Origin of the sequence: Streptomyces sp. NPDC050164 (assembly GCF_044459945.1) — a bacterium.
In the GTDB taxonomy this organism is placed as follows: domain Bacteria; phylum Actinomycetota; class Actinomycetes; order Streptomycetales; family Streptomycetaceae; genus Streptomyces; species Streptomyces coeruleorubidus_A.
Map to the genome: position 1 here is coordinate 139,108 of NZ_JBITJK010000021.1, position 13,486 is coordinate 152,593.

The following is a 13,486-nucleotide window of genomic DNA, read 5'->3' on the forward strand; positions in this document are numbered from 1 at the left end:
GATCTCCACTCCACCGTCGCGAGTGATGAAGAAAAAACCCGCGACACGGCATTCGGATTCGAGAGGTGTGGCCTGCGGCTTTCCCTCTCAACCGAACATATCTCGCCCGGACGGATGTCGTCACCCTCTACTGCGGCGTACCTCCATTCAGGTGAATAAGCCCTCTCGTTACCTGCAACGACGCAAGATCTCAGTCAGTTCCGGTTTATTTCAAAAGAGTCCGGTGGTGCCGCGACCACTGCCGCGCACGCCACGTCAACGACTCCGCCGGCGCCGCCCGCGCCCGTCATTCCCTGCCGGCCGGGCCGCCGGCCCGTCCTCTCTCGCGTTGATCCGACGTTCTGTTCCTCTCTGCTTTCCCACGTCTCTCCCCCGTACACGGCCCCGGCCCCCGCAGCGTTCGAAACCGGCCCCGCCGCCCGCACCGCCCGCGCGGCCTCCGCCAAGGACGCACCCGTGGTCATCACGTCGTCGACCAGGACGACCGGCCCGCCGGAGAGCAGCCGGACACCACCGGGCACCACCGTCAGCGCGCCCGCGAGATTGTCCAGCCGCTGCCGGGAGTTGAGCTCCGACTGGTCGGCCACGGCCCGCCGCTGTCGCAGCACGCCGAGCACCCGGGCCGGAACCCCGCTCCGCCGCAGCTCCCCCGCCGTCGCGAGCGCGATCCGCCGCGCGGGATCATGCCCCCGGGCCCGCACGGCCCGCCGCCCGGACGGCACGGGCACGAGCAGCACAGGCGCCCCGACGGCCTGGGACCACGTCCCCTCGGCCCCGGCCCTGGAGCCGCCCCACGCCTTCCGGAGCCCCGCCCGCACGGCTCCTGCCAAGGCCGCCCCGAGGGGACCGGCAAGCGCCAGGGCACCCCGTTCCTTGTGGGCCAGCAGCGTCGCCCGCACCTCGTCCGCGTACGGAGCCGCCGCGTGCACCACGGGCAGCCCGGGCGGCTCCGGTACCGGCCGCACCCGGCGTGCGGCGCCTCCGTTCAGCACCGCCCGGCACTCCGGGCAGAGCACCGTACGAGGCCTCCCACAGCCCCCGCACTCGGCCGGCAGCACCAGGTCGGTGAGGTCCTGCCACCACCTCCGCATGGCCACCACTGTGCCGCCCCGGGCCCCGTCCGGCCACCCCTGTGGACAACGGCCTGTGGACAACTCCCGGCCCAGCGAACCGCTCGTCCCCCACATGAGTGACGGCCCCGTAAGGCGGCTCCATGGGACGGCCGGGGATGCCCGTGAGGCGGCCCGCAAGGCCGACGCCCCGTGACGAGCACCGGCCCACCCCGCGGCCGAACGACAGCGGCCGCCCTCCCGGACCTCACCCGGCAGAAGCGACCGCTCCCACAAGCGCGCCCCCGGGCACCCGCCACGGGCACGCCACACCTCACCCCGGATAGACCGGCGCCGTCCCCTCCGTCACCTTCTGCCACTGCGCGCCCGACGGCAGCCGGACGATCCCGTCCACCGAGTACGCCACCAGCGGCAGCTGGTCGTCCTCGGCGGCGGTGACCTCCTTCACGCCGGTCAGGGCCGCGGGCGCCGGTACGTCCGGCGTGGAGCCGTCGACCTGGACGTACCGCATCTGCTCCACGCCACCGTGCTCACGCCCGACCACCACGAGCCGGCTGTCCCCGGCCCACGACATGGCGGTGATCTCCTCCAACTCCGGGGTCGCGGAGCGCAGTTCCACCACCCGGACGGCCGACTGCTCGCCCGGCTTGCCCTCCCGCTCGATCAGGCCGATGAGCAGGGTCTTCTTGCCGCCCTTGTCCACGACGAGCGCGATCCGCACCCCGTCGGCGGCCACCCGCACGGCCTGGATCCGCCCGTCCAGATGCGGCATACGCACCTCCAGCGGATCGCCCTTGCCCTCCTCCAGCAGGAGCAGCCGGGGATTGTCCGGGTCACGGTCGGCCACCCACAGCCCGTCGTGGGCGTCCCAGCTGGGGGTGGTCAGTCGGTCCTTCTCGGTCGGGCCGTGGCTGCGCAGCACCGGCTCGCCCAGCGAACCGCCCGAGACCAGCGACCCCACGTACAGCGACTTGCCGTCGAGGCTGACCCCGGCCGCGGTGTGCTCGTCGCGCGACACCGCCACCGACCGCAGTGCCGTGTCGCCGTCGCCCAGCGCGCCCGGCGCCGGGTCTGGCTTGGTGTCGCTGCTGCCCGCGGGGATCCGTACGAGCCGGTCCTTGGCGTCGACGAAGTACAGGTAGTCGGGGCGGCGCACCGAACTCCGGAAGACGGCGGCATCGGCCCCCTTCTGCGTGAGCGAGCACAGCTCCGCCCGGCCGGCCCGCAGCTCGACCTCGTCCACCGCGGGACTGAGGCTGTGCAACGTGAACAGCAGCTGGGCCGCCATCTCCTCGCACCGGTTGGTGCCGACACCCGCGGCCTTGTCATTCAGCGGGACCGTCAGCTTGTTCCGGTCGTCGGGCGTCAGCGCGCCGGCGTCCTTCGGCAGCGCCGTACCCGTCGGGAAACTCGACCTGACCACGGGCCCGAGCCACCGCGTGGGCCCGCTCAGGACGGAGCGCACCATCTGCGTCATCGGGTCCACCCGCCGGCGGACGTACACGGGGTCGGCGACCGTGGTGGGCTGGGTGTCCGCCCCGGCCACCGTGGTGTTCGAAGCGAAGTAGTACTTGTTGACGGACATGTAGTTGCGCTGGAAGTCCGACTCTCCCATGACGACGCCCTGCGGCAGCGCGTCGATCCGCCACTGCCCGCTCTTCTCGTCCTGCGTGAGGTGCACGGTCCTGCCGTACGCCCCGGTCGCCGGCGCATACGACTGCTGCGCGTCCACCGTGGCCACCTTGGTGCCGGTCAGCATGTACGAGATCTCGCCGGTGTCCTCCCGGCCGCCCGCGCCCTCGGCCTTGGCACCCGGCCCGTCCGTGAGCACGGTGGTGGACAGCTCCGGCCGCCACGTCTTGGCGGCGTCACCGGTCAGGTACTGGCGCGCGGTCTTGTAGTGCGGATCGTCGCTGGTGAGCGCCTCCAGGAAGCCCTGCACGATCTCCGAGGGCTGCGCGTCCTCACCCGGCGGCACGGCGAAGACCCGCACCTGGGTGTCCTGGCGGGGGGTGGACTCCACACCCCGCAGATCCCCGCTGTCCGGCATCGAGGCGCACCCCGCCAGCAGCAGGACGCCACCGGCGGCGTACGCCATCACACGCGCGGGCGCACGCCGACCGCGCCCCCCACGGTCAGCGCCCACGAAATGCCTCCCCGTGCCTGTCCGCGTTCTCCGACTCGGTTTCGCTGCCCGAGCCTGCGGATCCGTTGTCCCTGTCCGCATCCCGCGGCCCGCTCCCGACCTGGTCCCGAGCGGCCCCAGCAGGACCACTCCGTTCGCCGCTGCCGGCCGTACTCGCCGAACCACTCACCACACCGTTGCCCGCCGCGCCCGCCGGGCCGCTCGTACCCCCGTCGCGAGCCGGCTGCTCCGGGATCGCCTGCGGATCGTCCTGCGGCCGCGTGCCCGAGGCGGGCCGGGGCACCACGCGCGCACCGTTGCCGGGCAGCGCCGTCGGATCGGCCGAGGGGGGCACGGAAGCCGCCCGCGGTGGTATCGGATCCCGCGCCGGACCCGGCCGCACCGGCCCGCTCGCCGACTGTGCCGGCACGGTCGCCCGCTTCTCGCCGTCCCCGCCGCCGCACGGCAGACCGGCGTCGTCGAGCCCCCGGTTCCGCCGCGAGTCCTTGGGCTCCAGCGGTATGGGAGAGCCCCGCAGCGGCTCGTCCGCTGTCCTGGGCAACGTCAGCCGGAACTGCGAACCGCCGCCCGGCTCGCCCCACGCCTGAAGCCAGCCGCCGTGCAGCCGCGCGTCCTCCAGGGCGATGGACAGCCCCAGACCAGTACCACCCGTGGTACGCGCGCGTGCCGGGTCGGCCCGCCAGAAGCGGCTGAACACCCGGGTCGCCTCGCCCGGCTTGAGCCCGACCCCGTAGTCCCGCACCGCGACCGCGACCGCACCCCCCGCCGCGGCGAGCTTGACGACGACGTCCCTGCCTTCGCCGTGCTCGACGGCGTTGACGACGAGGTTGCGCAGCACGCGCTCCACGCGCCGGGCGTCGGCCTCGGCCACAACGGGCTGCTGGTCGCCCAGCACGCGGATCTGCGTGCCCTTGCGCTCCGCGAGCGGCTCGGCCCCGCTGACCACCCGCCGTACGACCTCCCTGAGGTCTATCGGCTCCGCCTCCAGCGCCGCGGCACCCGCGTCGAACCGGCTGATCTCCAGCAGATCCGCGAGCAGCGACTCGAACCGGTCCAGCTGGTCGGCGAGCAGCTCCGCCGACCGTGCGGTCACCGGGTCGAAGTCCTCCCGCGCCTCGTGGATGACGTCCGCGGCCATCCGCACGGTCGTCAGCGGCGTACGCAACTCGTGCGACACGTCCGACACGAACCGGCGCTGCATCCGCGACAGGTCCTCCAGCTGGCTGATCTTCAGCTGGAGGTTCTGGGCCATCTTGTTGAAGGCCTCGCCGAGCCGCGCGATGTCGTCCTCGCCGGTGACCTTCATACGCTCCTGAAGCCGCCCGGCGGACAGCCGCTCGGCGATCCCCGCCGCCATCCGCACCGGCGTGACGACCTGACGCACCACGAGCCAGGCGATGGCCCCCAGCAGGACGACCACGAACAGCCCGGCCGTCGCGAGGGTCCCCTTCACCAGGCTCAGCGACTTCTCCTCCTGGGTGAGCGGGAAGAGGTAGTAGAGCTGGTACGGATCCCCGTTGGGGTCGTTGACCTGCTTGCCGATGACCAGGCCTGGCTGGGAGTCCTTGGTCTCGTTGTTGTAGGTGATGCGGGTGTAGCTCTGCGCGGCCGTCGTACTGCTGCCGATCCGCTCGCGCAGGTCGGCGGGCACGCTCTTGCTCCAGTCGACCTCACCGGAGGCGCGCGGTCCGCGGCCACCTGCGCCGTCCGCGTCGGAGGCCGGAAGCGTGACCACGTCGAAGGCGCCCTGGCCGCCACTGGACAGCGAGGACACGAGGTCGCTCATCCACTGGATGACGTTCTGCGAGGGACGGCCGTCCGCCGTCGCGACATCGTCACCGGTCCCGCTCGCCGCCTCGTCGGACCGCTGCTTGGCCACCGAGAAGCCACCCGTGGCCTGGCTCTGCGACGCCTTCACCTTGGCGTCCAGCAGGCCGTTGCGCACCTGCCCGATCACGACGAAGCCGAGCAGCAGGACCACGCCCAGCGACATCAGCAGCGTCGTGACGACGACCTTGAGCTGGATGTTGCGCCGCCACAGCCGCATGACGGGCAGCAGCGGCCGACGTACCCACCGCATGAACAGCCGGATGACCGGGCTGCCCTGGACCCCGCCCTGGAGCAGCAGTCCGCTCTCCAGGAACCGGGCCCAGCGGGAACCCGCCTTCTTCCGCCCGACAGGCCGCCCCGGGCGGCCCCCGGACCGTCCGGACGCCGAAGCGGCACTGTCGCCGGACATGTCAGCTCGGCCCTGCCTTGTACCCGACACCACGCACGGTCACCACGATCTCCGGCTTCTCCGGGTCCTTCTCGACCTTGGAGCGCAGCCGCTGCACATGCACATTGACCAGCCGCGTGTCCGCCGCGTGCCGGTAGCCCCAGACCTGCTCCAGCAGCACCTCGCGCGTGAACACCTGCCACGGCTTGCGCGCGAGCGCGACCAGCAGATCGAACTCCAGCGGCGTCAGCGCGATCGACTGCCCGTCCCGCTTCACGGAGTGCCCGGCCACGTCGATGACCAGGTCACCGATGGCGAGCTGCTCCGGAGCAGGCTCCTCCGACCTCCTGAGCCGGGCCCGGATCCGGGCCACCAGCTCCTTCGGCTTGAACGGCTTCACGATGTAGTCGTCGGCACCCGATTCCAGGCCCACGACGACATCGACCGTGTCGCTCTTCGCCGTGAGCATCACGATCGGCACCCCGGACTCCGCCCTGATCAGACGGCACACTTCGATGCCGTCCCGACCGGGCAGCATCAGATCGAGCAGCACCAGATCGGGCTTGGACTCACGGAAGGCGGCCAGCGCCTTGTCGCCGTCGGCCACGAAAGACGGCTCAAAACCCTCACCACGCAGCACAATGCCAAGCATCTCGGCCAGTGCGGTGTCGTCGTCGACGACAAGGACTCGTCCCTTCATAAACGACATCATCCCATTCTCATAACGGTGGCGAAGGCAGTGGTGAGGTAGGTCACCGCCAGTGACCATAGTCGCAGCAAGCGCTACTGTCTGCCCTCGCCCGCCCGCTGTTGATCTCGACGACGGGCAGCGGCCGGGCCCCGTCCCCGGCGAAGGGACGAGGTCGCCGGAGCCCGCGCCACTGCGCACGCGCTCCGGCAGCCGCCTGGCTCAGCCCGCCGACACCCGGTGCGAGCGGGCACACACCTCGGCCAGCGCCTCGGCCGTGACGGGCGAAACCACGCCTTCCTCCGTGACGATCGCCGTCACCAACTCGGGCGGGGTCACGTCGAACGCCGGGTTGTACGCCTGCGTCCCGAGCGGCGCCACCGGAATTCCACCGCCCGCCTCAGCCCCCGTCACCGGGACCTGCGGCGCCACGAACTCGGTCACCTCATGACCGGCCCGCTGCTCGACCTCGATGGAGGCCCCGTCCGGAGTGTCCGGATCCACCGTCGTCACCGGCGCCACCACGACGAACGGCACATGGTGGTACCGCGCCAGCACCGCGAGCGGATAGCTCCCGACCTTGTTCGCCACCGAACCGTCCGCCGTGATGCGGTCCGCCCCGATCAGCACCGCGTCCACCTCCCCGGCTGCGAACAGCGACCCGGCCGCGTTGTCGGTGAGCAGCGTGTACGCCATCCCACTGCGCGCCGCCTCGTACGCCGTCAGGCGGGCGCCCTGCAACAACGGACGTGTCTCGTCCACCCACAACCGCCGCAACCGGCCCGCCCGGTGCGCCGCGAGTGCCACCGCGAAAGCCGTCCCCTCCCCGCCCGACACCAGCGAACCGGTGTTGCAGTGGGTGAGGATCCGGTGCCCGCCGCCGGGCAGCAGCTCGGCCAGCAGCGCCAGCCCGTGCTCGGCCATCCGCGCACTGGCCTCGGCGTCCTCCCGGTGCAACTGCCGCGCCGCCGCCAGCGCCGCCGCAGCCGCCTGCCTGATGTCACCACCCTTGGCGAGCGCGGTCTCGTGGGCCGCCTGCGCCCGGCGCACACCCACGGCCAGGTTCACCGCGGTCGGCCGGGCACTCGCCAGCGCGCCCGCGGCCTCGTCCACGTCGAAGCCCCGCACGGCGGCGAGCGCGACGCCGTACGCTCCCGCGATCCCGAGCAGGGGCGCCCCGCGCACAGCGAGCGAGCGGATCGCCTCCACGAGCGCGGGCGCGTCCGTACAGACCAGTTCGACCTCCTCAGCCGGCAGCCTCGTCTGGTCGAGCAGGACCAGAACGGGTCCTTCCGGTGGCTCTTCCCAACGGATCGCCGGGATCTCGGTCGGCCGTTTGTCATCGCCGCTGTACGCGTACTGATCAGCCATGCGGTAAGTCTGCCCCCTGACGAGCGGACAATTGAAGGCACGCAGCCCATACCGCGGCCGGTCACTCCAAGACCACCCCATGGCACGATGGCTGCCAACCTGCCGCCGCGACCGCGGACGGGCACCGTGAAGGAGCGACGATGAACGACACTCCGGGCTGGGCCTCGCCCGGATCCGCCCCGTCCGACGGGCAGAAGCCTGACGCGTCCGGCCCTGCCGAGCCCGCCGACCGCCCTGACCCTGCCGAGCCCTCCGACCGTCCCGGCCCCGCACAGAGCGCGGACCAGCCGGGCCAGCCGGCCCAGGCCCCGCAGGGCCCCGGCCCACAGTGGTCCAAGGACCAGCCGCCACCCGCCCAGTGGTCCGCCCCCAGCGGCGGCCCCGGAGCCCCGGCCGGCCCCGGCCAGGCTCCCCCGCCCCCGCCGCCCGGCCCGGGCTGGGGCACCCAGCCCCCCGGCGGCTACGGCCCTGGCGGCCCCGGTGGATACGGCCCCGGCGGTCCAGGGAGCCACGGCGGTTACGGAGGTCCTGGTGGCCCCGGAGGCTACGGCGGCTGGGGCGGCCCCCCGCCCGCGGCCAAGCCCGGCGTGATCCCGCTCCGCCCGCTCGGCGTCGGCGAGATCCTCGACGGCGCGGTCTCCACCATGCGCACCTACTGGCGCACGGTCCTGGGCATCTCCCTGACCGTCGCGGTCATCACCGAGATCATCGTCGTGCTGTTCCAGGGCCTCGTCCTGGACGACTCCAGCACCGAAGCCCTCAACGACCCGAGCGCCACCCTCAGCGAACTGAGCCGCGCCATGGGCGACGCCATGCTCAACTCCACCGTCGTCTTCGTCATCTCCCTGGTCGGCACCGTCATCGCGACCGCACTGCTCACCACCGTCACCAGCCGCGCCGTGCTCGGCAAGTCGGTGACCATCGGTGAGGCCTGGCGGGACGCCCGCCCTCAGGTCGTCAAACTCTTCGGCCTCATCTGCCTGTTGCTGCTCATCACCGCGGGCATCGTCACCGTGGGCACCCTGCCCGGCATCCTCGTCAGCCTCGCCGGGAGCACCGGGGCGGGCGTCGCCCTGACCGTCCTGGGCATCATCGGCGCCGGCATCGTCGCCCTCTGGCTGATGATCCGCTTCTCCCTGGCCTCGCCCGCCCTGATGCTGGAGAAGCAGGGCATCAAGAAGGCCATGAGCCGCTCCACGAAACTGGTCCAGGGCACCTGGTGGCGGATCTTCGGCATCCAGCTGCTCGCCACGATCATCGCGAACGTCGTCGCCTCGATCATCGTCATCCCCTTCACCTTCCTCGCCGGAGCCCTCAGCGGCGACGGCATCACCGGCTGGCTCAACTCCGGTGTCGGCAGCCTCGGCTGGACGTTCCTCATCGTCAGCGGCATCGGCTCGGTGATCGGCGCCATGATCACGTTCCCGATCACGGCCGGCGTCACCGTGCTCCTCTACATCGACCAGCGCATCCGCCGCGAGGCCCTCGACCTCGAACTGGCCCGCGCCGCCGGCGTCCAGGGCTACGGCCCCAACGCCCCCGGCGCCACCCCGGGGAGCTGATGCCGTGAGCTGGGCGGGGGAAGTTCTCACATCGGCGCTCCCACGCGCCGCCATACGCACGCTGCTGCGCGCCGGCGACACCTCCGCACTGTCGTCGGCACGCTCCGCCGACGAGCCGCCCCTCACCACCCCGCGCGACCCCGCGCGCGAGGCGGCCCGGCGCGAGCTGTCGAAGCGGATGTACCACGAGGACGACCCCAGCCTGTTCCAGCGTGCCCTCGACGCCTTCTGGGACTGGCTCGACAAACTGTTCAACGCCGCCTCGACCGCAGCGCCCGGCGGAACACTCGGCCTGCTCGTCATCATCCTGGCCGTCGTCGCGGTCCTGGCCGCCCTCTGGTGGCGCCTGGGCACCCCGCGCCGCCAGCCCACCTCGTCCGCCACCCTGTTCGACGACCGCCCCCGCAGCGCCGCGGACCACCGCGCAGCCGCCGAGGCACACGCCGCCCAGGGCCACTGGAACCAGGCCGTCCAGGAACGCATGCGGGCCCTCGTCCGCGCCTTGGAGGAACGCGCCCTCCTCGACGCCCGCCCCGGCCGCACCGCCGACGAGGCCGCCGCCGAAGCCGGCCGGGCCCTGCCCGCCCACACCGACCGACTGCGCGCCGCCGCCCGCGACTTCGACGACGTGACGTACGGCGGACGGTCGGCGACCGAGCAGTCGTACCACCGCATCGCCGAACTCGACCGCGACCTGGAACGCACCAAGCCCCAGCTCGCCGCGAGCAGCGCCCACAGCACGGCCCCCCACACTCGCCAGGGAGCCGCCGAATGACCACCGAGGCCACGCTCCCGTCCACCTCGGCCTCGCCCACCGCACGCCAGGTATGGACCCGCGCGCGCGGCATCGCGCTCGCCCTCGTGCTGCTCCTGGTGGGAGCCATCACCATCGCCGTGCTCCGCTCCGACGCCCGGCACGGCGAACTCGACCCGCGCTCCGCCGACCCCAACGGCAGCCGCGCCGTCGCCGAACTCCTCGCCGACCGGGGTGTGGACACCCGCGTGGTCACCACCCTGGACGAGGCAGCCACCGCAGCCGGCCCGGACACGACCCTCCTGGTCGCCGTCCCCGACCTGCTGAGCCGCAGTCAGCAGTCCCGTCTGCACAACGCGTTCGCCGACTCCGGCGGCCGTACCGTCCTGGTCGCCTCCGGCAGCGCGTCCGTCGAACAACTCGCCCCCGGCGTCACCGCCGACCCCGCCACCAGCCTCGACTCGACGCTCTCCCCCGACTGCGACCTGCCCGCCGCCCGGCGCGCGGGCACCGCCGACACGGGCGGCGTCCGCTACACCACCACCCACCTCAACGCCGACACGTGCTACCCCAGCGAGCGCCTTGCCACCCTGCTGCGCATCCCGGACCCGACCGGGGACGGCGACACCGTCGTCCTCGGCGCGCCCGACATCCTCCTCAACGACCGCCTCGACGAGCAGGGCAACGCCTCGCTCGCCCTCCAACTCCTCGGCTCCCGCCCCCATCTGGTCTGGTACCTCCCCTCACTCTCCGACCCGTCGGTCACCGGCACCGACGACGAACGCAGCTTCTTCGACCTGCTCCCCTCGGGCTGGCTCTGGGGCACCCTGCAACTCTTCATCGCCGCGGCCCTGGCCGCCCTCTGGCGGGCACGCCGACTCGGCCCCCTCGTGCCCGAAAAACTCCCCGTCGCGATCCGCGCCTCCGAAACCACCGAAGGCCGCGCCCGCCTCTACCGCAAGGCCGATGCCCGCGACCGCGCGGCCAACGCTCTTCGCTCCACCACCCGCACCCGCCTCGCCCCCCTCACAGGCGTCCCCGTCACCCAGGCGCACACGCCCGAGGCCCTGCTCCCCGCCCTGTCCGCTCACCTCCACGGCGACCGACGGGACCTGCGCACCCTCCTCTTCGGACCACCGCCCAGCGACGACGCAGCACTCATCGCACTCGCCGACCAACTCGACGCCCTCGAAAGAGAGGTACGCCGTCCATGATGGACCCGACCACTGACAACGCCGGGCAGACCGGGGACCCGGGCGCCGCCCGAGCCGCCCTGGAGGCCCTGCGCGCCGAGATCGCCAAGGCCGTGGTCGGCCAGGACCCCGCCGTGACCGGCCTCGTCGTCGCCCTGCTCTGCCGCGGCCACGTCCTCCTCGAAGGCGTCCCCGGCGTCGCCAAGACCCTCCTGGTCCGCGCCCTCGCCTCCGCCCTCGAACTCGACACCAAACGCGTCCAGTTCACCCCCGACCTGATGCCCAGCGACGTGACCGGCTCCCTGGTCTACGACACCCGCACCGCCGAGTTCTCCTTCCAGCCCGGCCCGGTCTTCACCAACCTCCTCCTCGCCGACGAGATCAACCGCACGCCCCCCAAGACCCAGTCGTCCCTCCTGGAAGCCATGGAGGAACGCCAGGTCACGGTCGACGGCACGCCCCGCGCCCTCCCCGACCCGTTCCTGGTCGCGGCAACGCAGAACCCGGTCGAGTACGAGGGCACCTACCCCCTCCCCGAAGCCCAGCTCGACCGCTTCCTCCTGAAACTCACCATCCCCCTCCCCTCCCGCCAGGACGAGATCGACGTCCTCACCCGCCACGCCGAGGGCTTCAACCCACGCGACCTCCACGCCGCCGGCGTACGCCCCGTGGCGGGCCCGGCCGACCTGGAAGCGGCCCGCGCCGCCGTCGCCAAGACGACGATCTCCCCGGAGATCACCGCCTACGTCGTCGACATCTGCCGCGCCACGCGCGAGTCTCCGTCCCTCACCCTCGGCGTCTCCCCTCGAGGCGCCACGGCCCTCCTGGCCACCGCCCGCGCCTGGGCCTGGCTGACAGGCCGCGACTACGTCATCCCCGACGACGTGAAGGCCCTCGCGCTCCCCACCCTCCGCCACCGCGTACAGCTCCGCCCGGAGGCCGAAATGGAAGGCGTGACAGCCGACTCCGTCATCAACGCGATCCTCGCCCACGTCCCCGTCCCCCGCTGATGGCACTCACCGGACGCGCCGCCCTCCTCGCGGCCCTGGGCTCCCTCCCCGTCGGCATCTGGGAGCCCAGCTGGACGGGCATGCTGGCGGTCAACGCACCCCTGGCCGTGGCCTGCGCCTGCGACTTCGCCCTGGCCGCCCCCGTACGACGTCTGGGCCTCGCCCGCTCCGGCGACACCTCTGTGCGCCTCGGCGACACAGCGGACGTGACCCTGACCATCACCAACCCGTCCCGCCGCCCCCTCCGTGCCCGACTCCGCGACGCCTGGCCCCCGAGCACCTGGCAGCCGGGCACGGAGACCACGGCCTCCCGCCACCGCCTCACGGTCCCCCCGGGCGAACGCCGACGCGTGACGACCCGCCTGCGCCCCACCCGCCGAGGCGACCGGCAGGCCGACCGGATCACCATCCGCTCGTACGGCCCCCTGGGCCTCTTCGCCCGCCAGGGCACCCACAAAGCCCCCTGGACGGTACGCGTCCTGCCCCCGTTCACCAGCCGCAAGCACCTGCCCTCCAAGCTGGCCCGCCTGCGCGAACTGGACGGCCGCACCAGCGTGCTCATCCGCGGCCAGGGCACCGAATTCGACAGCCTGCGCGAGTACGTCCCCGGCGACGACACCCGCTCCATCGACTGGCGCGCCACAGCCCGCCAGTCCGCGGTCGCCGTACGCACCTGGCGCCCGGAACGCGACCGCCACATCCTCCTGGTCCTCGACACGGGCCGCACCTCGGCAGGCCGTGTGGGCGACGCACCCCGCCTCGACGCCTCGATGGACGCGGCCCTGCTCCTCGCAGCCCTGGCCTCCCGCGCCGGCGACCGCGTCGACCTCCTCGCCTACGACCGCAAGGTCCGCGCCCTCGTCCAGGGCCGCACGGCAGGTGATGTCCTTCCGTCCCTGGTCAACGCGATGGCCACGCTCGAACCCGAGCTCGTCGAAACGAACGCACGCGGCCTCACGGCCACAGCCCTGCGCACGGCCCCCCGCCGCTCCCTGATCGTGCTCCTCACCACCCTGGACGCGGCCCCCATCGAAGAGGGCCTCCTCCCGGTCCTCTCCCAGCTCACCCAGCGACACACGGTTCTGCTGGCATCAGTAGCGGACCCGCATATCACTGAAATGGCCAAGGCACGCGGAAACGTCGACGCCGTCTACGAGGCAGCCGCAGCCGCCCAGGCCCAGTCCGAACGTCACCGCACGGCAGAACAACTCCGCCGTCACGGCGTCACAGTCGTGGACGAGACCCCGGACGACCTGGCGTCGGCGCTGGCGGACACGTACTTGGCATTGAAGGCGGCCGGACGCCTGTGACGTTTAGGGCCCTCGGAAGAGGGCCCTAAACGCAGAAAACCCCCGCATCCGAAGATGCGGGGGTTTTCCCAATAATTGTTCGGCGGCGTCCTACTCTCCCACAGGGTCCCCCCTGCAGTACCATCGGCGCTGTAAGGCTTAGCTTCCGGGTTCGGAATGTAACC

At 72.5% G+C, this 13,486-nt stretch carries 10 protein-coding genes and 1 rRNA gene; 5 read left to right on the forward strand and 6 right to left on the reverse strand.

What is annotated here, in order from left to right:
• Positions 1 to 194: 194 nt before the first annotated feature.
• The 5 genes from ACIBNA_RS26090 to mtnA all read right to left on the reverse strand — a co-directional run bounded on the left by ACIBNA_RS26090 (position 195) and on the right by mtnA (position 7,493).
• Positions 195 to 1,091: a ComF family protein gene (locus ACIBNA_RS26090; RefSeq protein ID WP_399167537.1), complete on the reverse strand. Its 897-nt coding sequence runs from the start codon at positions 1,089 to 1,091 to the stop codon at positions 195 to 197.
• Between the two features lie 292 nt (positions 1,092 to 1,383).
• Complete coding sequence (locus tag ACIBNA_RS26095) at positions 1,384 to 3,216, reverse strand: LpqB family beta-propeller domain-containing protein (protein ID WP_399167538.1); 1,833 nt, start codon at positions 3,214 to 3,216, stop codon at positions 1,384 to 1,386.
• The gene (mtrB, locus tag ACIBNA_RS26100; protein ID WP_399167539.1) at positions 3,206 to 5,455 is read right to left on the reverse strand and encodes an MtrAB system histidine kinase MtrB; all 2,250 of its coding nucleotides are present in this window, start codon (positions 5,453 to 5,455) and stop codon (positions 3,206 to 3,208) included. Before mtrB ends, ACIBNA_RS26095 begins: the two co-directional genes overlap by 11 nt.
• A 1-nt stretch (position 5,456) precedes the next feature.
• The gene (gene mtrA, locus ACIBNA_RS26105; RefSeq protein WP_003990656.1) at positions 5,457 to 6,146 is read right to left on the reverse strand and encodes a two-component system response regulator MtrA; all 690 of its coding nucleotides are present in this window, start codon (positions 6,144 to 6,146) and stop codon (positions 5,457 to 5,459) included.
• A gap of 198 nt (positions 6,147 to 6,344) precedes the next feature.
• Positions 6,345 to 7,493: an S-methyl-5-thioribose-1-phosphate isomerase gene (gene mtnA / locus ACIBNA_RS26110; RefSeq protein ID WP_399167540.1), complete on the reverse strand. Its 1,149-nt coding sequence runs from the start codon at positions 7,491 to 7,493 to the stop codon at positions 6,345 to 6,347.
• A 140-nt stretch (positions 7,494 to 7,633) separates the two neighbouring features.
• On the opposite strand from mtnA, the gene ACIBNA_RS26115 reads away from it, so the two are divergent.
• The 5 genes from ACIBNA_RS26115 to ACIBNA_RS26135 are packed head-to-tail and all read left to right on the forward strand — an operon-like array spanning position 7,634 to position 13,322.
• Entirely contained in the window at positions 7,634 to 9,055 is a 1,422-nt protein-coding gene (locus ACIBNA_RS26115) for a glycerophosphoryl diester phosphodiesterase membrane domain-containing protein (RefSeq protein WP_399167541.1), read from the forward strand.
• Between the two features lie 4 nt (positions 9,056 to 9,059).
• On the forward strand, positions 9,060 to 9,830 hold the full coding sequence (locus tag ACIBNA_RS26120) for a DUF4129 domain-containing protein (protein WP_399167542.1): 771 nt from the start codon (positions 9,060 to 9,062) through the stop codon (positions 9,828 to 9,830).
• A complete protein-coding gene (locus tag ACIBNA_RS26125) occupies positions 9,827 to 11,023 on the forward strand; it encodes a DUF4350 domain-containing protein (protein ID WP_399167543.1) in 1,197 nt (398 codons plus the stop codon). Before ACIBNA_RS26120 ends, ACIBNA_RS26125 begins: the two co-directional genes overlap by 4 nt.
• Entirely contained in the window at positions 11,023 to 12,012 is a 990-nt protein-coding gene (locus ACIBNA_RS26130; RefSeq protein ID WP_399167544.1) for an AAA family ATPase, read from the forward strand. Before ACIBNA_RS26125 ends, ACIBNA_RS26130 begins: the two co-directional genes overlap by 1 nt.
• Complete coding sequence (locus ACIBNA_RS26135) at positions 12,012 to 13,322, forward strand: DUF58 domain-containing protein (RefSeq protein ID WP_399167545.1); 1,311 nt, start codon at positions 12,012 to 12,014, stop codon at positions 13,320 to 13,322. Before ACIBNA_RS26130 ends, ACIBNA_RS26135 begins: the two co-directional genes overlap by 1 nt.
• 77 nt (positions 13,323 to 13,399) lie before the next feature.
• Here the strand turns inward: ACIBNA_RS26135 and rrf are convergent.
• A 5S ribosomal RNA gene (rrf, locus tag ACIBNA_RS26140) occupies positions 13,400 to 13,486 on the reverse strand; the annotation flags it as partial.